A 21,320-nucleotide genomic window follows, 5' to 3' on the forward strand; every position below is an offset into this window, starting at 1 on the left:
TCAAATTCTATTGTTGCCGGCGGCTTTCCTGTGCAGTCGTACATTACGCGGTTTACACCCTTTACCTCATTAACGATACGGTTTGTTACCTTTCCAAGTACTTCCCACGGAAGCTGCGCTGCGTCAGCAGTCATGAAATCTGAAGTATTTACAGCGCGAAGCGCAATTGCGTAATCGTAGGTACGGAAATCACCCATAACACCAACACTTCTCATGTTGGTGAGCGCTGCAAAATACTGACCAAGACCCTTATCCAAACCTGCCTTTGCAATCTCCTCACGGTAGATATAATCAGCCTCCTGAACGATCTTTACCTTCTCCTCTGTTACCTCTCCGATAATACGGATTCCAAGACCCGGGCCCGGGAATGGCTGACGATATACAAGATAGTCCGGAATGCCTAGCTCTAATCCTACCTTACGAACCTCATCCTTAAACAGCATACGAAGCGGCTCTACGATCTCCTTGAAATCAACTACGTCTGGAAGTCCTCCTACGTTGTGGTGAGACTTAATAACAGCTGACTTTCCAAGACCAGACTCGATAACATCCGGGTAGATGGTTCCCTGTACCAGATAATCGACAGCACCGATCTTTCTTGCCTCTTCCTCGAATACGCGAATGAACTCCTCACCGATAATCTTTCTCTTTGCCTCTGGCTCTGTAACGCCCTTTAACTTCTCATAATAGCGCTGCTGTGCATTGACACGAATAAAGTTTAACTCATATGAGCCGTTTGGTCCAAATACAGCCTCAACCTCATCACCCTCATTTTTACGAAGCAGGCCATGATCTACAAATACACAAGTCAGCTGTTTGCCAATTGCCTTAGAAAGAAGTACGGCTGCAACAGATGAATCTACTCCGCCAGATAATGCACAAAGAACCTTGCCATTACCGATACGCTCACGAAGCTGTGCGATTGTTGTCTCTACAAAGGATGACATTTTCCAATCTCCGTGACATCCACAAACCTTGTATACGAAGTTTGAGAGCATCTTCATACCCTCTGCTGTATGCATAACTTCCGGATGGAACTGTGTTGCATAAAGCTTTCTCTCTGGGCAGGACATTGCGGCTACCGGGCATACAGGTGTATGCGCAGTCACACGAAAACCTTGCGGTGCCTTTGCAATGTAATCAGTGTGGCTCATCCAGCAAACAGTTGTCTTTGATACGCCTTCAAATAAAGCGTCATCTGTGTCAACCTCCACCTCTGTATGTCCATACTCACTTGTCGGTGCTGTCTCTACAGTTCCGCCAAGACTCCATGCCATTAACTGTGAACCATAGCAAATACCAAGAATCGGAATACCCAATTCAAAAATGGCTTTGTCATAATGTGGTGACTTTTCATCATAAACGCTGTTTGGACCACCAGTAAAGATGATTCCCTTAGGATTTATTTTTTTGATCTCTTCCAGGCTCATCGTGTAAGGCTTTACCTCACAGTATACGTTGCACTCGCGCACGCGGCGTGCAATCAGCTGATTATACTGACCACCAAAGTCTAATACAATAACCGACTCCTTCTCCATTGCAATTCCTCCTGCTTTTGTTATCGTCTGCTCTCATCCTCGATGCACTATGCTTTCTGGCGGGCAAACATTGCTTCATACTTTTTCTTTTTTATTATACAGAGTGTGACTGTTTTGTGCAATGCAAAATTTTTATAACAGTAGAGCGCAATCAGCCACTTTTTTAGGAAAAATTCCTACAAAACATAACTTACTTTCCTTATTTTATCCATGCAAAGAATGCACAGTCATATGTCTCAAAATATTCTTGTGCATCAGCAATTGCCATCGTAGTAGTCTCTGATGTAACGGGATCATACACACTTACATTTTTTGTGTCATAGCCTGTAAGCAATAGCGCACTGCTGTCTCCAGTAACTGCAAGCACCAGATGATTTTCGTTGATATAATATAAAATCTGTGTTACACTGCTGCCTCTTAGATTTTCTGCACGGCCGCTTACACTTTTTGACGTATCTTTTGTGTTTTCAGCCTCTATTGCCTGAGTCATAATATCCTCAACAGCCGTCTTCTCATTCAAAAGTGCTTCTACTAAAGATGCATTTCCGCCTTCAGCCGAAATAAGAATCTCTAAGCATGCCCTTAAGCCATCTTCTGCGTTTTTTGCCTGCTGTTCTTCAAATGTCAGATTTTTACTCAGCGCTCTAGTTCCTCTTGTCCAAACATAGCTTGCCCTATCATCTACCACTACTCCCATCTGATCATATGCGGTGTCAATAGCATCTGCAAGCACACTGTCAATCTGCTGTAAGCGTCCCTTGGCATATACATAGTAAAGATGCCCCTGATCACCATCATCCAAGTTCAACTGATATGAGGCAGCTGCATCACGAATCTTGCAAAGTGTTCCATTTGTCTGCACCTTTTCTGTATCGAGAGGAATACTAATAGACCACACCTTCTGGAAATCATCTGCAATTTTGCTCTTTGTTAAGCTTGTAACCTTTTTATCGCTTCGATTATTGAAAAACATCTGATCATCAGCCGCTTCTTCATAGCTTCCAGACGCATTGTTCTTCGTAAGACGATAAATGTTTAGCTGATTCTCCAAAATTTGTGTTCCTTCTATATAATATCCATCCATCTGATATGCACCAGACTGTGTCATGTCTTCATCAAATGAAAGTATTGCCAGTTCATACATAGGCTTATGCACTACCTGTCCGGCCTGTGTCAGCACATCACTCTTTCTTCCCGTGCCATACACCAGATCATTGCCCAAAAAGCCCTGAATCTGAACAAACTCACCTTCTCCTGCATCTATACGATACGTTTCTCCAGTGCTTAGATCGGCAATTCTAATCATGCCTGCATATCCCTCATCGCCCTCCTCCCAGGCAATAAGGCTGCTTGATTTATTGGAGTAAAAGCTTCCTGCACTTGATGCCTTAGCAAGCTGTGCCTTCTCTCCACTGCTTAAATCGATAGAATACACAGTACTCTGATACAAAAGGTACATCAAATCAGACTCATTATTGACATAGGCAAGCGTTCCCATATTTTTCATAAGGATCTCTTCCGAGAATGTAACTGGAATATAGAAGATTTCATCAATACAGGCTGTCTCACATTTATAATGAAGGAAGCTGACGCCAACCTGTCCCTCATGATTTCCTCTGCTGTGATAACCATATGCCATAAAATAAATATCACCACTGTTTTCAACACGAATTGGCTGCAGCTTGTACCCATCTAAAAATGATTTATCCTCAGCTCCATCCTGATATGTGTATATAAGACTTAATGAATTATCTTTTTCATTTGATGCAAACAGCTGTCCGTCATACACGTATGCCTGAATATTTTCATCATCTGATGCCATCTTGGATACTTCCTCATCTGTAATGCCAAGCTGCAGTGCCCCCTTTGCATACACTGGTGCTGCTACCGAAAACTGCTCTTTTACATGGCGTTCAAAATCAAGAAGATAAAGCACATCATTTCTAAAACGCACAACATAATTTTCATTCACCATACATGTTTTGCTGTCTGTGCCGTTACTTATTGTTACAGGATATGTCAATGTAACACTTGCCTGACTGTCGCTTAACTCCGTAAGCGTTGTCTCTACTGTTCCAGCCTCAACTAAAAGACCATTCCATGTGATCATACCACTTCTTGAATGCTGATTCACGTAGCTGAAATCATCTGTTCCCATCGTCTCATCTGGCTGTATGTAATTGACGACAAAATCACTGTTTTTGTCAATTGATGCCTGCCAGAAATCATGTGCAAAACCAACGAGGTTTTCTGTATGTTCATCTATCAGATAAATAATTCTGCTATAATAATAGACAGGTTTTTCCTTCTGACTGACACATAAAACAAATTGATATTCATTGCCATCATCTACCAGATTAGAAAGCTGCAGCTGTGTCTTCATAGTGCTGCCATCCGTTTCCCATCCGCTTATCACACCATCCTCTACAAGACGTGTGCCATCAAGGCCTCTGACTTCATATGAAACCTGACCGACATTCTCCGCCTGATCGATCTGAATGGACAGTTTATGTTCCTGCGACAGGGGCGTAATACAGCCCCTCATCGTGGAAACATCCATCTTTTGTGTATAACCACGAAGAATATTGCTGTTATCTGTAAGATACTTAAGCCTTACAGCGGCAAGTGTGCCTGACTGCATCGTTTCGTAGCTGTCTGTCTGCTGTGTTTTCTGTGTATACTGCTGATATACTACAAAGCTGCCAAATGCAGCTGCAAAAATAAAAATCAGCAGCAGAATCCTTCGAATTAGCTTTTTCAAATCAAAACCATACCTTTCTTTTTCCCTATTAACAGGGTATTGTTATGGCTTTATTTTACTTGCAATCTAGTAAAATCACAAGTCTTTTTTTGTACTGCCGTTAACATCAATATCGTCCTCTGCATCGTCTGCACCTTCGCCTTGCAATCTCCTGATATAAAAGTACACTTACTATATCTTCCAGCCAGCTTTGCTGTCTTGGCGGCCTAGGCGGCGGTGGCCCCTGAGGAGGACCAAATGGTGGCGGCGGTGGCCCAAATGGTGGCGGCGGTGGCGGCATAAATGCATCGTGTCCGCTTGCCTCAAATAGATCCTCTATCGGTATTTCTCTAAACTCCTCATTTTTTCTAAGACGCTCACAGATTTGACGTCCTGTTCGATTAAGATTTATTTTATCTGGATATTCATCATAAATAAAGCTTCCTGCATAATCAAGCTCATCACAAGTATGTTCAATTTCCTGCTGTATCTTTTTTATTTTTTCCGGATAGAGGCTTTTCCAGTACTGCGTTTGAATCTCATCTGCTGCCTCCTCAAGCCTTTGGGCGATCAATGCATCCTGTGGGGTCTGCGGCCGAAAGCGTGATGACTGATGATACAGCCCGTACTGGCTGTGACTGCTCCATATCATAGCAAAATCCTTTCAGACGGATTTACTTTTATTTTATGCCGCATTAAATTCAAGTGTTCCACGCCTTAACTAATCATCCCACTGTACCGTTGGAAAACCGAGAATACATATTGTTTTCTCGCCATTTACACGGTACAGCAGATTGATATTTGATCTTTCGTTTTGAAACCGTATCACTTCTCCTAATTTTTCCCCATATCCATAGTATAGCTGCAGATTGTCCTGTCCTTTTGCACTTACAAGCGATGCGCCTGCTTTATTTATCATCTTTTTAGCACATTCATCTATCTGTTCTTTTGTCATTAACTGCGGCCAGCTTCCTATAAGCTCTAAACATAGTTTTGATTGGCTCTGGCTGTATTTTTCCAGTCGTTCTTTTTTCTCATATATCCTTTGCATTTCTTCTGACCAGTCTCCCGCAAACCGCCAGCTGATCAGCCCTTCGCACATATTGTCATTTTTTATTGCCGTCTGATTTTCATTTGTATCTTCGTCATTATTTTTTCTTAAGTATTGCAGGCTCCAGGAAAAATCTTCATTTGCACCTTCAAGCTCCCATATACATCCATACGTTTCCTTCTTTTTTATAATCCCATATCCACTGTAAATTTGACAGACGGCCGCCGCACCCTCAAGGTATTCTGTAATCTCTTCTTCTGACGTTAATGCAGGACCAGTACCATAAAGGCGAATCTGTGCCGTCACATCATCTGTAAATTCGTCATTAAAACAAGATGCCATCTCAAAGCTGTCTAGCGCCATTTCCTGCCTTTTATTCAGTCCAAACGCTTCCACCGCAATCACTGCGCACCACACTGCACAGCAAAGCCCTGTCAATATACGGTACATATTGCCTCCTTTCTGCTCCTATTGGAAAGTATTTCCTATTAAAAAAACTTTATACACATTAATCTTTTGCAAAATTTGCGTGTTGCCATTCTATGTCATCTTTGCTATACTAAGAAAAAAGTGCCTATTTTAGCCACTTTTTGATTAGGAGGGATTCTATGTCTAAGCCAACGCTCTACCGAAACCGTCTGATACCACTTGAATCAATACTGCTAACTAATGATGAAATCCTATATCACGATGATAAAAAAATCATTACATTCTGGAAGACGCTTCATCCAAAGTCTGATCTTGCATACGGCTATTCATGTTACTTTTTAGACCGTGGTTTTAAGATCAGCCGATTTTATTCGCACAGTCACGATTTCATGTATTGGTATTGTGACATCATTGAGACAAACTACGAAAAGGACAGCGACACTTATGTCTTTACTGATCTGTTGGCAGATGTGATAGTCAAGCCAGACGGAAACACTCGCGTAGTAGATCTTGATGAGCTGGCAGATGCCTTTGAGCGCGGACTTCTCTCTTCACAGCGTATGAGCTGCGCACTCAGACAACTCGATGATCTGCTTCAGGCAATTTACAGAGACCGTTTTGAATCACTGACAGAGCCACTTATGAATCAGATTGCTGAGTATGAATCATCGCAGCAAAAAGCGTAACAAAACATGCCCTTGGGGGTAAAATTTAACACAAAGATCAAAGGAGAATCATATTATGATAGCACTTGGATGCGACCACGGCGGTTACGAATTAAAGCAGGAGATTATCAAATACCTAGAGGAAAATAATCTGCCATTTAAGGATTTTGGCTGCTACGACAACAGCTCAGTGGATTATCCTATTTATGCACGCAAAGTAACAGATGCCATTACACACGGTGAATGTGACAAGGGTATTTTAATCTGCGGAACAGGTATCGGTATTTCCATCGCAGCAAATAAGGTTCCTGGCATCCGCGCTGCACTGTGTACTGACTGCTTCTGCGCTGAAGCCACAAGACTTCACAATGATGCCAATATCCTTTGTATGGGCGGACGCGTTGTTGGTCCTGGACTTGCTGTAAAGATTACTGACACATTCTTAAATACACCATTTTCTAACGATGAGCGCCACATAAGACGCATCAATCTGATTGAAAACAGAGATCCATCTGAAAATTAATCATAAAAAAGCCGCTTACCCATCAAAAGATGAGCAAGCGGCTTTTTCTTTTATTATCCTATATTATGATCCTAAAAGTGCTTCTGCATATTTTCCAAGCTCAGCGCTTCTATTTTCAGCATCTTCCATGCTGCTTCCCTTTACACCGTAATACAGCTTGATCTTCGGCTCAGTTCCTGATGGTCTTACACACAGCCATGCGCCGTCCTCAAGATCATAATACAGTACATTTGACTGCGGCAGTCCAGTTGGTGTTACCTCTCCTGTCTCCATGTTTTTGCAGGTATCTAACTTGTAATCTCTTGCCTGCAGTACCTTGTACGGTCCGATATTCTCTGGTGCATTTGCACGTAAGTTTTCCATAGTCTGAGCGATCTTTGCCAGACCCTCAATACCCTTCATGGTAACAGACTTTACACTGTCCTTATAATAGCCATACTTGTCATAAATTGCAAGCATCTGATCCCACAGTGTCTTTCCCTGCTTCTTATAATAAGCAGCAGCCTCGCACAGTGCCATAGTCGCAACAATAGCATCTTTATCTCTTGCATGTGTTCCAATAAGACATCCATAGCTCTCCTCAAATCCAAACAGATATGTTCCCTTACCACTCTGCTCAAAACCAAGAATCTGCTGTCCGATGTACTTAAATCCAGTCAGACACTCAATCAGGCGGATTCCATAAGACTTTGCGATTGCATCTGCAAGATTCGTTGTAACGATTGTCTTAATAAGAGCTCCATCCTCTGGCAGTCCTTTCTTTTCCTTAATCTGGCTGATTGTATACTCAGCAAGCAAACATCCAGACATATTTCCTGTCAGAGAATGATACTCGCCAGTCTTTGCATCCTTTACATATACGCCAAGACGGTCTGCATCCGGATCTGTTGCCAAAACAAGATCTGCGTTTTTCTCCTTTGCAAGTGCAAGTGCCAGTTCAAATGCTTCTGCTGCCTCTGGATTTGGATAGCTTACAGTCGGGAACTCTCCATCTGGAAGCTCCTGCTCTGGAACTACATAAACATGAGTAAAGCCAAGCTCCTTTAATACACGTCTTGCCGGTACATTTCCTGTTCCGTGAAGAGGTGTATAAACGATTGTCAGCTGATCCTGCATTTCGTCAATGGCATCCTGATTCTTTACCTGCTTCTTTAACTCTGCAATATATGCGTCATCAATTGCACCGCCAATAATCTCAAACAGATTTGCCACGCGTGCATTATCTTCCTGCATCGTCTTTAAGGTGGAGAAATCTGTGATTGCCTTTACCTCTGCCATGATTCCCTTGTCATGCGGCGGTGTAATCTGTGCGCCGTCCTCCCAATATACCTTATATCCATTATATTCCGGCGGATTGTGAGATGCAGTAATATTGATTCCTGCGATACATCCAAGCTTTCTTACAGCAAATGAAAGCTCTGGTGTCGGGCGAAGAGATTCAAACAGATATGCTTTAATGCCATTTGCAGCCAGACAAAGTGCTGCTTCCTTGGCAAATTCTGGAGACATACGACGGGAGTCGTATGCGATTGCAACACCTTTCTTCTGCTCTCCTGCCTTGATAATATAATTAGCAAGTCCCTGTGTTGCCTTGCGAACTGTATAAATATTCATACGGTTTAATCCAGCTCCAATCACGCCGCGAAGACCAGCTGTACCAAATTCCAGCTCCGTATAGAAACGATCCTTTTTCTCCTCTTCTGAAATTCCTCTTAACTCAGCCTTTGTTGCCTCGTCAAAACACGGGCTTGTCAGCCACTCATCATACAATGCCTGATAATCCATAAAAACCATGCCTTTCCGTGTCACTTTTTTAAAGGACACTGCTTTCTTTTACCCTAAGTATACTAGATAAAACAAAAAAATGGAATCTTTTTTCAAAGATTTTTCACAAAATACTCCTATTCTTTACCGAAATCTTGTGTTATACTAACGAAGCGAAATACAATATTTAAAGAAAGGTGACATGTATTATGAAGACTTTTTTACATTCTTCCAAAGATAAACAAAGCTTGTCTAACTGGTCGCTCCGACAGAAAGCAGGCTTTTTTGTTTTTCTGGCACTTTTTGCCATATGCATTGGAATGGCCTGCTTTTTTAATGGTTTCTCCCTGCCTAATCTATTAATTCTGATTGCCATTGCCATTGTCTCTATGGTCATCTACGTGCTTCCAATTTCTCTGCATCCAGTTGTAAAGACTGTCATCACTATTATTCTTCCGACAGCCGCATTCTTTTTACTGGAGTCTATGACACATGTTGTCTGGGAAACGATGGAGATTGACGCTGTTTTATTAAATCTTGTCTTTTACTATTTGTTCTTTTTGTTTTTCTTCTTCGTAAGCGGATCAACAAAAATCTCACTTGATATTCTGCTTATCTTTACCATGATTGTCGGTCTGGCAAACTATTTTGTCATTTTGTTTCGCTCCTCACCGATTCTGCCATGGGATCTGCTCTCAGTTGGAACTGCAGCCACTGTTGCAAACAATTATACCTTCAGCATCACATATCTTGTTGCTCAGCTGGCAGCTGGTTTTTTAGGATGTATAATACTTGCCGGAAAATGTAATATTCATTTCCCGGCTCTAAGCGCTAAAAAGACAATTCGCGGACTGATTCGTCTGGCACTTTGCTGCGTTTTAATCATTCCGTCTGCTTGCTATGTCCACTTTTTATATCAGCCTGACATTGCGGATTATACAAGCCTTGACAACACGCTCTTTACTCCAAAATATATGTTTAAGACAAATGGCTTTTTCGTTGCCTTTTTGATGGACAGCCGCTATCTTAGAATTGATGAGCCAAACGGCTACAGCAAAGAATATGCTAAATCGCTTCTTGATGAGCAGACTGAAACTTCTTCTACTGCCGATGATCTTCCAAACATCGTTGTCATTATGGATGAATGTTTCTCTGATCCTACTGTACTTGGTGACTTTTCCTGCAACGAAGACTTTATGCCATATATTCGAAGTCTGCTTGACGGCGCTCCAAACACCATAAGCGGTCATCTTTATGTATCTGTTCTTGGCGGCAACACGGCAAATTCAGAGTTTGAATATCTGACAGGAGATTCGATGGCATTTCTTCCAAGCGGAAGCATTCCTTATCAGCAGTATTTAAATAAGTATGCTCTGTCAATTGTTTCACACATGAAGGAATTAGGCTACAGCACAACTGCTATGCATCCGTACAATGCCTCTGGCTGGAATCGAAGCTCTGTTTATGAAAAGATGGGCTTTGGACAGTTTCTTTCCTTGAAAAATTATCATCACGGCGAACAGCTTCGAAAATATGTCAGCGATCAGGCCGACTTTGAAGAAGTTCTTGATGTCTTAAATCAAAGCACCGATCCTGCCTTTATCTTTAATGTAACAATGCAAAATCACAGCAGTTATGGCACGCCGTATGATAACTTCACTCCGTCTATTGAGGCTAAGTTTAAAAATACAAAGAGCACCAAGTATTTAAACAACTATCTTTCCCTGATGAAATACACTGATGACGCAGTTAAATATCTGCTTACTGAGCTTTCTGCTTCTGACAAGAAAACAATTGTTGTCTTCTTCGGTGATCATCAGCCAAACGATTATGTTGTCGAACCAATCTACGAAGAGAATGGCCTTGATATCAATAACCAGACGCTCGAAGAACAGCAAAAGCGTCAGCAGGTTCCTTTCTTTATCTGGGCAAATTATGATATCGAGGAGGAAAGTAATCTTGCAATTAGTGCCAATTATCTTTCTACAAAAGTTGCCAAGGTTGCCGGTCTTGGCCTTACAAAATATCAAAGCTTCCTCTCACAGATGTCAGAAGTGCTTCCTGTCGTCAATGCAGTTGGCTATGTAGACACCGACGGTACATGTCACTATTTAAAGGAAGCCACTGGCGAAGAAAAAACATGGCTTGATAATTATGAGATTCTTCAGTATTATCGCATGTTTGACCAATAATTAACTTTTACAGCTGCTTCTGCAGCAGACAATCAGCAAAGGCAGTGCGTACACTATTTTGTTCCACTGCCTTTTTTATTTTCTCGATATTCTTCTCAGAAATCCACGATTTGCTGTTATTAAAATAGAAATTTACCTGTTTCCAATATTTTTCCGGGTATGCAATCATAAATCCTAATAGGCTTATTTCTTTTTGTGACATGTTTTGGACTCTGTTATATTCGCGAATCAGCCTCATTCCAAGCTCCTGATTCCAGTTATGCTTTTCCATGATTTTTCTAATAAACTGATACAGATCACAAATCTGGCAGCCCACACGAAACTGCTCAAAATTTACTGCTGCCGTCTGCCCCTGACCAATAAGTACATTGTGCTGATGATACGCGCCATGTATCAGATGGCCTTCTTTTTTCGCCTGTTCCTCCACCTCATAAAGTCCGCCGTCCATCATTGCACGCACTGCAATGTCTGCCTGATTATACATTTCATCAAGGCTTTTTTGGATAAACTGCTCAAGCACTGATTTTTTCTTTTTACGATGCAGATAGGCACGCACACGGCGAAGCTCACGATTGTGCTTTTCATATTGACAGGCCAGACTCTGCCTTTCTTTATGTGTATTTGTGACAGCATTGCCTTCTGTCATATCCTGTTTGCTTTCTTCAGACTGCACTTTCTCCTGTTTTATGAGCAGATGCTTTGGCATACGCCTCATAGAAACATGCAGCCGCGCAAGACTATTCACAGCCTGTACGAGATCACCAATACTGCTTACACTGCATTCTGGCCATGGATACCACATTTTTAACACATAACCTGTGCCTTCTTCATTTTTAGAGAGCAGTTCTTCCTTCTCATTTTTTATGATCTGGTCTGTGTGCACCATTCCATTTTCCGCCAGATATAAAAGAAGGGCCGCCTCTGCCTCTAACCGTGCTTGTTTTCCACGGTATTCTGAAAGCAGATACAGTCCTTCTTTTGTATCACATAAAAGTGCGCCCCGTACCTTTCGCGTTGTACGAACTGTCACAGGATACTGACTAAGTACCGACATTCCCCAATCATTCATAGAATTACCTACGCCTTTCCGGCTGTCTCCCGGACCGCCTATGCTATCCTATGAAACATAAGGTAATATCATGCCAGATCATTTTTATTTGCGCGTCCAAAGAATATCTCTGTTAATGCATTGTCCTAGCAGTCTCTTCACCTGTCCTGCGTCCTTTGTCTGCGGCAAAATCCACATAAGCTTTGTCAGAACAGCTTCTAGTGTCATATCATATGCCTCCATGACACCTGCCTCTTCCTTTACCTTCTTTCCAACCTCATATACAGCAAGATTGCTGCCTTCTCTGGCAACCTGTGTAGCCATTACAAACACCTTTCCCTCACGTGTCCACTTATGTACCACATCGAAAAAGCTTCCATGCTCGTAAACAGGAAGACCACCGACACCATATGCCTCGATGATTACAGCATCACATCGTCCTGCCACATAATCAAGAATATCAGCAGGCATAGACGGCACCAACTTAACTAATCCTACTGATGCAGTCATATCATGATAAAACTGTACCGGTCCCATCTCTTTTGGCTCTTCAAAATACAAAAGAACACGTCCGTCACTAATCATGCCAAGATATGGATAATTGACACTTGCAAATGCATTATAGCTCTTGCTGTGCTCCTTCTTTGCACGTGTTCCGGCAATAATTTTCCCATCAAATACAACACATACATCATGTGCCTTTTCGCTTGCTGCAAACCTGAGACTATCCATAAGATTTACTCTCGCATCAGTATCCTCTAAGTCTATTGGATGCTGTGCTCCTGTAATAACAATCGGCTTTGGTGAATGCTGAATCAGATAAGAGAGTGCTGCTGCCGTAAATGCCATCGTGTCCGTTCCATGACAAATGACAAAACCATCATACTCATCATAATGTGCTTCAATGCAGGCTGCCATAGCAAGCCAATGCTTTGGTTCGATGTTTGTACTGTCAAGATTCATCAGTTGAATAGTGTCCGTTTCACAAAAATCCTTTGAATCCTGCACATACGACAGAAGCTGCTCTGGCGTAAGAAGCGGTTTTAATCCATCCTCACTGTGTCCGCAAGCGATTGTTCCGCCCGTTCCAATAAGTAATATCTTTCTCATACCACATGCATTATCCTTTCTGTTTGTACCTTTATTCCCTCATTTTGATTTGCCTGCTGATCCTGCTGGCGACGGAATGCGTTAATAATATCACGTCTTGTAATGATGCCAATGAAAACATTGCGATCATCTACAACTGGTACATAATTTTGATTGGATGCACGCTCAATCATCTCATCTATTGTCGCATACACATATACTGGCGGCATCCAGTCCTTACGGATAATCTCTTTGATTTGAAAGCTCTCCAGCTCCTGCATGTCACATTTGTGATACGTTAACATATACCATAAAAAATCGCCCTCGTTTACCGATCCGGCATAACAGCCATCCTCATCGATAACCGGCAACGCAGTGTAGCCATATATTCTCATACGCTCAAGTCCCTGACGCAGCGTATCCTCCTTGTGAAGATACTCAATCTCTCCCTTTGGTTTTAATAATGTCATTAAATTCATTTTGCTTCCTCACAGTTCTGAAATGTCGCATAACAGTTTTTTTGTATGCCACTATTTTCCATGAATGCAGTCCGGTTTCCCATCTGCTTTTTTTTTATTCTACCACAACTGTGAGGAAATTTCCATTACCGTAATCTTACAGTTTGATGAAATAAGTATGAAGTCCATCCATCCAGATATATGCGCCATCGCCCTCTATCTTAAGATGAAGCTTAGACAAATCCTTCTCATGCGTTTGTCCCATCGCATTGTAAAGCTCTAAGAGCTCATCCATATGCCATGAGTAATATCCTATCAGCGCCTTTGCTGCTTCTTTATATATTTTTTCATCCTGCGTCATGGTTTCTCCCTTCATTATTCATTCGCGTAAAGTATTCTTTCACTTTTCTAGTCTTTCGCAGTTTCCTCGTTCAACAATTCTGCACTTTTCGTGCAGTTTTATCCTACTAGGTTTCGACAAAATCTTCAACTAATTTCAATCGCGTATTTCGACACTCTTATTGCTGTATCTTGTGATCTGTGCTACGATAAATGAAACACAGGTTGAAAGGACAAAATGCTATGGAATTTACTACACTTTGCTATTTAGAGCGCGACGATCATTATCTGATGCTGCATCGCACAAAAAAGGAACATGATTTTAATAAAGATATGTGGATTGGTGTTGGCGGTCACTTTGAAGAAAATGAAAGTCCTGATGAGTGTCTGCTGCGCGAAGTTAAGGAAGAAACCGGACTCACACTGACTTCCTACAAAATGCGCGGTATTCTGACATTTGTTTACCGCGATATATGCGAATATGTCTGCCTCTATACGGCTGATGGCTTTGAAGGCGAAATGACTTCCTGCAATGAAGGCGAGCTTAAGTGGGTTCCAAAGAATAAATTGCTGACGCTAAATTTGTTTGAAGGGGATCTTATCTTTTTTAAGCTGTTGCTGGAAGATGCACCATTCTTTTCATTGAAACTCACTTATGATCAGGTAAATGAGCACCGCCTTATTGACGCAAATCTAAATGGCAAAAAGCTTGAGCTTTTCGATATCCTAGATGAAAACGGTGTACCGACAGGACTGACAAGGGAGCGTTCTTTGTGCCATCTTCTTGATACGCCGCACAGAACAGGTCATGTGTGGATTGTGCGGCCTGTTAAAGCAAATAATAAAATCGCTTCTGACACACAAGCCGACACTTCACAAAATAAGCCTGCCTATGAATTGCTTCTCCAAAAACGAAGCCACGACAAGGATTCTTTCCCGGACTGCTATGACATCTCGTCAGCCGGTCATGTTCCAGCAGGAAGCTCTGTCCTTGATTCTGCGATTCGTGAACTCTCAGAAGAACTTGGAATCAAGGCTTCACCTGGCGATCTTATTCCTATTGGCACACATGAAGGAAACAGCCACAGCATCTTTTATGGAAAACCATTTCACAACCATGAATTTAGCACGCTGTATCTTTACACAAAGCCTGTGAAAATCAAAGATCTTGTGCTGCAGGAGTCAGAAATCCAGTCAGTAAAATGGTTTGATCTGAATCAACTGATGGAAGATGTTAAAAATGATGCACCAGGGTACTGCCTGTACTATGATGAACTTCTGATACTTAAAAATGCGCTGGAAAAATAATATAAGGCAGGTCATTACGACCTGCCTTTTCTTATATCTTATACCCTAGAACCGATCAATGCTGAATCTGTCCCTCTTCTTCGCTATGGTTGCGCAAATCAGTAGGACGATACTTTGGAATAACCTTCATAAGCTCATCATCATAATTACACTCAACACGCGTATTTTTTGATGTCACGAGTGTATAGATATGATCTGGTGTGCACGCCGGCCAATTCGGGATTGCGCTGTTGTTTGGATCACCTGTGCGCGCAAATGACATAACACTGTCAAAAATCTCTGTCTCGACGCGCTCTGTAACGCCTGCTTCCTGTGTATATGGCGTGAATGATGTGTTTGCAAAGACATACGGGATATCTGCACAATGCCACGGAACCCAGCCGCCATCAAGCGGCAGTTCAAGATCAAACATATATGAATATGTCTGTGCGTTCATTTTGCTGCGCTCTTTTACATAGTCAAGAAGCGGGACACGAACAATGGTGTCAAGCACAGTCAGATCAACAGGATTATGTGTCGGATATGCCTTTTCAAAAAGTGGAAGAAGCTCTGCTGCTGCCTTTTCTCCCATTACCTTTTCAACGACCTTTTCACCTTCTTCTTTTGTCATATGGTTTCTGTCAAATGGCATCGGTGCAAATGTGAAGAACTCGCCAAATACACTTCCAACCATAAGTGCAACATTACTGCTTTCCTTACGAAAACCTACATCGCTTGGATCGCCCACATAAAATTCATTCGGGATCGGGGCTCCGCCGCTATATTTTCCCTGTGCCTGAAATGTTGGACGCACCTTTAAATAAGCAGCTGCAAGCTGTGCATATGGTACCTTTTCAAGTTCTTTTACACTGCTTACGCCAAGTTCTTCCATAACAGCCTCTGCAATTTCTTTTCCGCTCTGTCCACGTTTTGGCATCAAATCATTGATTACACCACTCATGTTAATGCCCTTTGCAAAAAGTCCATCTGCTGCCGGCATCTGAAGAAGCGTTGTCACCTTTGCACCGCCGCCTGACTGACCAAATACTGTGACGTTCTTTGGATCTCCGCCAAATTTCTCAATATTTTCCTGCACCCATTTTAGTGACGCAATGATATCATCCATTCCGGCATTTCCTGAATTGGCATACTCTAATCCAAATGCAGACAAATCAAAATATCCGAGCACATTTAAGCGGTGATTGATTGATACAACAACTGCATCACCTCTGCGGCTCATGTTTTCGCCCTCATACGCGATGTGCTCAATTGAAGAGCCAGCTTCAAAGCCGCCGCCATGAAACCATACTAGAACAGGGCGCTTTTTTTCATCACATGATGGTGTCCAAATATTCAGATTCAAACAATCCTCATCCATAACCCAGTAGCGATGCGGTACAAACACCTCTCCTGCTGGCTTTGGCATCTCAAGAAGCGGACACACATAGCCAAAGCTTGTTGCATCAAGCTCACCTTCCCATGCTTCAAGCGGCTCTGGCGCATGGAAACGCTTCGCCTTTGCATACGGAATGCCCTTAAACACAGACACTCCATTGTAGGCATAGCCACGTACCTTTCCCTTATTTGTCTCTACGACAACACTTCCTTTTTTGAATACAAATTCTTTTTCCATTTCTTTTTTCCTCCCATATAGAATACTATTACGATTCCTCTATCGTTTGTTGCATCATCCGCGCTTATATATCCATTTCTGCAAAATTGATTACCAAATCTGGATAAATGCCCACTTTCGCAGATTCGTTAAAATTACAATCTTCATAATCTGGTGTTTCAAAATTGCACATGGATACTCTCTTTTTGCTCGGATCGACAATCCAATATTCACGAACACCAGCTGCCTGATACTTACCCCTTTTAATAATATAGTCCTGCGCTTTTGTGGATGGAGACACCACCTCGATTACCCAGTCCGGTGCACCTATACAGCGCTTTCCATTACTTAATTTATCGCGATCACAAATCACGGATATATCTGGCTGAACAAGGTTGTAAATATCATCGGCTGAAAGCTGCACATCAAATGGAGATGGGAAAACTCGGCATTTACCGCCCTTAGAGCGAATATAAATGTTGATCTCCGTTACTAAAAAATTGACAATGGCTTGATGAGTTACTGTTGGTGCCGTATCCAGAAAAAGTCGTCCGTCGATTAGTTCCGCGCGCGTTCCCTCTGGTAACGCTTCAATATCAGCTATTGTTTTAATTTCTTCCTTTGGCAATGCCATTCTCGCTACCTCCTTTTCCTATTCCATTTACTCACCACTATACAATTGTGATCTGACAACTCTCCATTGCCCGAAGCGCACGCTCATGGCTCTGCGGTGTCACACCTGCACAGCATGATGCATCTACTTCAATCGGAACCTCCGGCAAAAATGCCTTTACTAACATTGCATTGGAAATGACACAGATATCGGTGCAAAGTCCCACAAATATGATCTTGTCAACTCCCATCTGCTCATTAAGTGCCACAAGACGTTTTCCGAGTTCCACACTTCCAAAGGTAGGCTTGTCAATCGGATTTCCATCGATCAGTGACGCGATCTCGTCATTCAGCTCCCATCCTCTCGTATCACGGATGCAATGCTGCACTGGAAGATTAGTTCCTTCCTGCGTACTCAAGTAATTTTCTTCATGTGTATCTCTTGTTGCAAGAACCAATCCCTTAAAGTTCTTAATCTTATCTGCCACCTTTGGCACAATTGAAACGGCCTCCTTAGTGCCAAGTGACCCATCAATAAAATCGTTTTGCATATCTACAACTACAAGAACTTCCATGCCTCTTTGTTCTCCCTTCTTTGCTCATAATTTCACTGATTTTATAATATTCCATTTGGGAGGATATTGCAAGAGAGCAACTGAGAATTTGACATTTTAACCAAAAGGTTACAGTTCATGCGTCATGCTACGAAAGCCCTTCGGTGTAATGGTTTCGTCGCCGGACCAAACTCCGCAGGTTCCTTTTATGTTCTTTCTTATCATACATTACTTTGAAAGACCTGCTCCAAGTGTCCGGCTCGTGAAATCCATTCACCTTCGGGCTCTGCCGAAATATTGGCTTATCCATGAACAGTAACACCAAGAGTTATTTATCTTCAGTGCGCAATCTGAAACAGGGAATAAAATTGTCCTTTTTGCTGCATAAGCGTATCGAAATTTCCCTGCTCGCAGATTGTTCCATTCTTCATGACAAGGATTTTATCATAGCGGCGAAGAATCGCTTCCTCTAGGCGATGCGTTACGACGATTCTTGTCATTCCAACCAGATTCAGTATAGAAAAGCTGACTGCTCTTGCAGTGGCGGCATCAAGTGCGGCAGTTGCCTCGTCAACCAGAAGTATTGGTGATTTTCTAAGAAGCGCTCTTGCAATGCTGATTCGCTGACGCTCACCGCCTGACAGATTCGCGCCATTTTCGCCGCAGACAAATTCTTCGCCGTGCTTTTCGATAAACTCCGACAAGCCGGAGCGCTCCAATGCTAATGTGACTTCTTTATCTGGAAATTCATGAAACATAGTGACATTGTTTCTTATGGTATCATTAAAAACAAAGACATTTTGCTGCACTGATGTCATCAGCTGATAGAGCGATTCGCTTTCAATATTTTTAATTGAAACACCATCTATGCAAATCTCGCCCTGATAGTTACTGCTGCTTCCCATCAGAAGATTCAAAAGCGTCGATTTTCCACTTCCTGATCCTCCTACAATTGCATAGCTCTTTCCTGCGTCAAACTGAACATCCAGATCTTTTAACACAGGACTCTCTGGCTCATATCCATACGTCAGATCCTTCACTTCGATCTTTTCTGAAAAACCATTAAGCTTTTCTCTTCCTTCTTCGCGCACGTTCTCTGATAATGCATCTGACAATTTCTCCATCAGTGCAATCGCAGCCTTTCTGTTTGACCACAGAAGCGGAACCTGACTAATTGGGTTTAAAACATAATTCATCAGCTGGACAAATACGATTACAACACCAGCTGTTACTCCTTTGCTGCTAATTGCAAGCCATGCACCTGCCAGAAAAATTCCCATCTGGGCAATGATTCCCGCATCATTTGCCAGAAGTGATATCAGCTGCTCGGTACGGCGCTTATTTTTCTTTGCCTCCTCTGCCTGCTCATTTCGCTGCGAAAATAAACGACTTGCCTGTGTCTCTGCACGAAAGCTTTTGATGACTGGAAAGCCAGACAGAAGCTCATTCACAATTGAAACAAAACGCTCATTTTTTTTAGAAATTTCCTTTTCCTGCTCTGTCAGGCGATTTCCTGCCGTCATGGATACAGCCACTGGCAGAAATGACAAAGCAACTGCAAGAACTAACATAACCGGACTGTAATAAAGCATCATGATCAATGCACCCAAAAAGCAAAAGAGAAGCTCAATCAGGATGAATGTTGCAGCCAAATAGTTGTTCTCGATTGAGGTGCAATCATTTGTCAACGCCGAAACATAAAGTGCAGTTCCCTCTTTTGAAAAAGAGCGCAAACTTTTCTGTGTCAGCCGCGAAAACGCATAATCGCGGTACTGTTGCATGGCTCGTTGTAAAAATCTTGGATATACTGCTCGATAAACTGCATTCGCTACTGTATACGCAATAACAACACTCGCTGCAATCCATGCACATCGCACAACAGACTGCATATTTTGATTTGCCATGCTGTCCATGATCTGCTGAATCAGCCATGAGATCATCAGATTTATTGAGCTCATAGCAATCGTTAAGATGATGGTTACGATGAATTTTATTCTATTTTTATAGTATAATTGGTGTGTAAATTCCCTGCTTTTCTTTTTGTTTTGCTTTGTTTTCATTTTATTTTTCTCCCACTACCTGATTTTTGACAATTCAATTTCTGCCATTTGCTTTTGAACTATTCATTTTTTTCATTCGTCTCCTGCCTGGTACAAGTTAATGCGCTCATTATCATCCTTGCGCTCATTCCACGATGCAAACGGATTTTTGCTTCCAATTGGTGCCGAAAAGGCAGATTGTTTTCTCATATTGACTGCCAGTCTTGCCTCATTTTCTGTATACATAAGCATACTTGCAAAGGTGAGAAATGCCACCCACTCGGCACTGTTTTCATACGAATAAATGTGCATTTTTCCATTTGTATCGGTAATCTCAAGATTACGAATCAGATGATACTTGCACAACTCATCGAGTACAGCAATGACCTCTGTCTCTGGGGCATTTAATTCCTTTGCTAAGAGACGCCCTGTGACATTTTCGTTTGGCTTTTTCGCATACAACGCCGCAACGACCTCCAGACAATATGGCTTAACGAGTAAGGAAAACAGTCTGCGCAGCGAATCGGCATCCTTGATTACCGACTCAAACCCGTTCTCTGGCTGTGAGAGCAAAAATATGTAGTCGAGGTTGTTAAAACCATAGCTCATATAGCCGCTGTCCGTCTCAATATAAAGACCACTGGTGGAAATACTAGCATCCGAGTCCTCTGCTGTGCTGTATGCCTTCTTTTTATGCTCATTGTGCTCGTCATGATCATTATTTTGGCTTTGCACATCTTGACTTTGTGTCGTTTTTCTCTGGTTCTTTTGAGTTGCCGCATCAAGAATATTGGACACAGCAACGCTGTCTATATTTGAATCCTCGCACCGAAGCACCGCCTTTTGGATGTTCCACATCAGATCACACGCCGCCTTCATGCGGTCTTTTTTCGGATAGCTATACAAGGTGCGGTCAAACAGCTCCTTTATATTCGTCTGTGCCACTGGTGTTCTTCCAAACAACTCATCCACTGATACATGAAGCGTATCAGCAATCGCTGGAAGAAGCTCAATGTCCGGCGCGCCACCGCACTCCCATCGCGATACTGCCTGCGTGGTTACGCCCACGGCGCGCCCAAGCTCCTCCTGTTTTAAGCCTGCCTGCTTGCGAAGCTGTCCAATTCGCTCCCCGATTTTTGTATATGGACTACTCGTATATGGATTCTTCTCAGTTCCATTTCGGACTCCATTGCTGTTGCTCATCCTATTCTCCTCCTCTGCGTCTTTCCTTTCTTGTCTCAACGGATGGTTGTATTATAGCTTACGCAATACTTGAATTCAATGCAGGTGTTTTTGTCAAAAATCAAGTGGTAGTTGAATCACTACAGTTCATATTCAATACTTAAATTAGCGGCGAAAAAATATCCCGTGAACGCTGAC

18 protein-coding genes are annotated in these 21,320 nt (G+C 42.3%); 4 read left to right on the forward strand and 14 right to left on the reverse strand.

Annotation, left to right across the window (positions count from 1 at the left end; translation table 11 throughout):
• The 4 genes from guaA to WJP93_RS08020 form a co-directional block, all read right to left on the reverse strand.
• On the reverse strand, positions 1-1,538 hold a 1,538-nt coding region (guaA, locus tag WJP93_RS08005; protein WP_337547669.1), incomplete at its 3' end, for a glutamine-hydrolyzing GMP synthase.
• A 199-nt stretch (positions 1,539-1,737) separates the two neighbouring features.
• Positions 1,738-4,299 (reverse strand): hypothetical protein, encoded by a 2,562-nt coding sequence (locus tag WJP93_RS08010; protein ID WP_337547671.1) that lies wholly within the window; start codon positions 4,297-4,299, stop codon positions 1,738-1,740.
• 106 nt (positions 4,300-4,405) lie between these two features.
• Positions 4,406-4,930, reverse strand: coding sequence for a hypothetical protein (locus WJP93_RS08015; RefSeq protein WP_227101405.1), 525 nt, complete (start codon positions 4,928-4,930; stop codon positions 4,406-4,408).
• Positions 4,931-4,999: 69 nt separating this feature from the next.
• Entirely contained in the window at positions 5,000-5,779 is a 780-nt protein-coding gene (locus WJP93_RS08020) for a YwmB family TATA-box binding protein (RefSeq protein WP_262537868.1), read from the reverse strand.
• Between the two features lie 158 nt (positions 5,780-5,937).
• Here WJP93_RS08020 and WJP93_RS08025 point away from each other — a divergent pair, with 158 nt between their 5' ends.
• Together WJP93_RS08025 and rpiB are read left to right on the forward strand one after the other, a co-directional pair.
• Positions 5,938-6,444 carry a DUF402 domain-containing protein gene (locus WJP93_RS08025; protein WP_066557134.1) on the forward strand — a complete coding sequence of 169 codons (507 nt, stop codon included), beginning with the start codon at positions 5,938-5,940 and terminating at the stop codon, positions 6,442-6,444.
• Positions 6,445-6,499: 55 nt separating this feature from the next.
• On the forward strand, positions 6,500-6,946 hold the full coding sequence (gene rpiB, locus WJP93_RS08030; protein WP_066557137.1) for a ribose 5-phosphate isomerase B: 447 nt from the start codon (positions 6,500-6,502) through the stop codon (positions 6,944-6,946).
• 63 nt (positions 6,947-7,009) lie between these two features.
• Here the strand turns inward: rpiB and WJP93_RS08035 are convergent, their stop codons facing one another.
• Positions 7,010-8,731, reverse strand: coding sequence for a phospho-sugar mutase (locus WJP93_RS08035; protein WP_337547677.1), 1,722 nt, complete (start codon positions 8,729-8,731; stop codon positions 7,010-7,012).
• A gap of 188 nt (positions 8,732-8,919) precedes the next feature.
• On the opposite strand from WJP93_RS08035, the gene WJP93_RS08040 reads away from it, so the two are divergent.
• Positions 8,920-10,902 carry an LTA synthase family protein gene (locus WJP93_RS08040; RefSeq protein ID WP_337547679.1) on the forward strand — a complete coding sequence of 661 codons (1,983 nt, stop codon included), beginning with the start codon at positions 8,920-8,922 and terminating at the stop codon, positions 10,900-10,902.
• Between the two features lie 7 nt (positions 10,903-10,909).
• On the opposite strand, the gene WJP93_RS08045 is transcribed toward WJP93_RS08040, so the two are convergent.
• From WJP93_RS08045 to WJP93_RS08060, 4 genes are all read right to left on the reverse strand, one after another.
• Positions 10,910-11,971, reverse strand: coding sequence for a phosphotransferase (locus WJP93_RS08045; protein ID WP_337547680.1), 1,062 nt, complete (start codon positions 11,969-11,971; stop codon positions 10,910-10,912).
• An 84-nt stretch (positions 11,972-12,055) separates the two neighbouring features.
• Positions 12,056-13,060 (reverse strand): asparaginase, encoded by a 1,005-nt coding sequence (locus WJP93_RS08050; RefSeq protein ID WP_337547681.1) that lies wholly within the window; start codon positions 13,058-13,060, stop codon positions 12,056-12,058.
• Entirely contained in the window at positions 13,057-13,518 is a 462-nt protein-coding gene (locus WJP93_RS08055; protein WP_118611962.1) for a CBS domain-containing protein, read from the reverse strand. Before WJP93_RS08055 ends, WJP93_RS08050 begins: the two co-directional genes overlap by 4 nt.
• Before the next feature lie 136 nt (positions 13,519-13,654).
• Positions 13,655-13,858 carry a hypothetical protein gene (locus WJP93_RS08060; RefSeq protein WP_227101422.1) on the reverse strand — a complete coding sequence of 68 codons (204 nt, stop codon included), beginning with the start codon at positions 13,856-13,858 and terminating at the stop codon, positions 13,655-13,657.
• Positions 13,859-14,079: 221 nt separating this feature from the next.
• Here WJP93_RS08060 and WJP93_RS08065 point away from each other — a divergent pair, with 221 nt between their 5' ends.
• Positions 14,080-15,144 (forward strand): NUDIX domain-containing protein, encoded by a 1,065-nt coding sequence (locus WJP93_RS08065; RefSeq protein WP_337547683.1) that lies wholly within the window; start codon positions 14,080-14,082, stop codon positions 15,142-15,144.
• A 55-nt stretch (positions 15,145-15,199) separates the two neighbouring features.
• Here WJP93_RS08065 and WJP93_RS08070 read toward each other — a convergent pair whose 3' ends face one another.
• The 5 genes from WJP93_RS08070 to WJP93_RS08090 form a co-directional block, all read right to left on the reverse strand.
• On the reverse strand, positions 15,200-16,756 hold the full coding sequence (locus WJP93_RS08070; protein WP_337547684.1) for a carboxylesterase family protein: 1,557 nt from the start codon (positions 16,754-16,756) through the stop codon (positions 15,200-15,202).
• A 64-nt stretch (positions 16,757-16,820) separates the two neighbouring features.
• Positions 16,821-17,369 carry a Uma2 family endonuclease gene (locus tag WJP93_RS08075; RefSeq protein ID WP_066557156.1) on the reverse strand — a complete coding sequence of 183 codons (549 nt, stop codon included), beginning with the start codon at positions 17,367-17,369 and terminating at the stop codon, positions 16,821-16,823.
• Between the two features lie 37 nt (positions 17,370-17,406).
• Positions 17,407-17,922, reverse strand: a complete 516-nt coding sequence (locus WJP93_RS08080) for an isochorismatase family cysteine hydrolase (RefSeq protein WP_337547686.1) — start codon at positions 17,920-17,922, stop codon at positions 17,407-17,409.
• 317 nt (positions 17,923-18,239) lie between these two features.
• Positions 18,240-19,961, reverse strand: a complete 1,722-nt coding sequence (locus WJP93_RS08085; RefSeq protein ID WP_337547688.1) for an ABC transporter ATP-binding protein — start codon at positions 19,959-19,961, stop codon at positions 18,240-18,242.
• A gap of 72 nt (positions 19,962-20,033) precedes the next feature.
• On the reverse strand, positions 20,034-21,143 hold the full coding sequence (locus WJP93_RS08090; protein WP_337547690.1) for a helix-turn-helix transcriptional regulator: 1,110 nt from the start codon (positions 21,141-21,143) through the stop codon (positions 20,034-20,036).
• Between the last annotated feature and the right edge of the window lie 177 nt (positions 21,144-21,320).

The sequence above is a fragment of the Anthropogastromicrobium sp. genome (assembly GCF_037349415.1).
Classification (GTDB): domain Bacteria; phylum Bacillota; class Clostridia; order Lachnospirales; family Lachnospiraceae; genus Anthropogastromicrobium; species Anthropogastromicrobium aceti.

What these genes read in the sequence shown, in the direction of transcription:
- WJP93_RS08020 (WP_262537868.1), bottom strand. Translation starts at nt 5,779, where the DNA reads ATGTACCGTATATTGACAGGGCTTTGCTGTGCAGTGTGGTGCGCAGTG.
- rpiB (WP_066557137.1), top strand. Translation starts at nt 6,500, where the DNA reads ATGATAGCACTTGGATGCGACCACGGCGGTTACGAATTAAAGCAGGAG.
- WJP93_RS08045 (WP_337547680.1), bottom strand. Translation starts at nt 11,971, where the DNA reads ATGAATGATTGGGGAATGTCGGTACTTAGTCAGTATCCTGTGACAGTT.
- WJP93_RS08090 (WP_337547690.1), bottom strand. Translation starts at nt 21,143, where the DNA reads ATGAGCAACAGCAATGGAGTCCGAAATGGAACTGAGAAGAATCCATAT.
- WJP93_RS08050 (WP_337547681.1), bottom strand. Translation starts at nt 13,060, where the DNA reads ATGAGAAAGATATTACTTATTGGAACGGGCGGAACAATCGCTTGCGGA.
- WJP93_RS08055 (WP_118611962.1), bottom strand. Translation starts at nt 13,518, where the DNA reads ATGAATTTAATGACATTATTAAAACCAAAGGGAGAGATTGAGTATCTT.
- WJP93_RS08025 (WP_066557134.1), top strand. Translation starts at nt 5,938, where the DNA reads ATGTCTAAGCCAACGCTCTACCGAAACCGTCTGATACCACTTGAATCA.
- WJP93_RS08075 (WP_066557156.1), bottom strand. Translation starts at nt 17,369, where the DNA reads ATGGCATTGCCAAAGGAAGAAATTAAAACAATAGCTGATATTGAAGCG.
- WJP93_RS08060 (WP_227101422.1), bottom strand. Translation starts at nt 13,858, where the DNA reads ATGACGCAGGATGAAAAAATATATAAAGAAGCAGCAAAGGCGCTGATA.
- WJP93_RS08065 (WP_337547683.1), top strand. Translation starts at nt 14,080, where the DNA reads ATGGAATTTACTACACTTTGCTATTTAGAGCGCGACGATCATTATCTG.
- WJP93_RS08035 (WP_337547677.1), bottom strand. Translation starts at nt 8,731, where the DNA reads ATGGATTATCAGGCATTGTATGATGAGTGGCTGACAAGCCCGTGTTTT.
- WJP93_RS08085 (WP_337547688.1), bottom strand. Translation starts at nt 19,961, where the DNA reads ATGAAAACAAAGCAAAACAAAAAGAAAAGCAGGGAATTTACACACCAA.
- WJP93_RS08080 (WP_337547686.1), bottom strand. Translation starts at nt 17,922, where the DNA reads ATGGAAGTTCTTGTAGTTGTAGATATGCAAAACGATTTTATTGATGGG.
- WJP93_RS08015 (WP_227101405.1), bottom strand. Translation starts at nt 4,930, where the DNA reads ATGATATGGAGCAGTCACAGCCAGTACGGGCTGTATCATCAGTCATCA.
- WJP93_RS08070 (WP_337547684.1), bottom strand. Translation starts at nt 16,756, where the DNA reads ATGGAAAAAGAATTTGTATTCAAAAAAGGAAGTGTTGTCGTAGAGACA.
- WJP93_RS08040 (WP_337547679.1), top strand. Translation starts at nt 8,920, where the DNA reads ATGAAGACTTTTTTACATTCTTCCAAAGATAAACAAAGCTTGTCTAAC.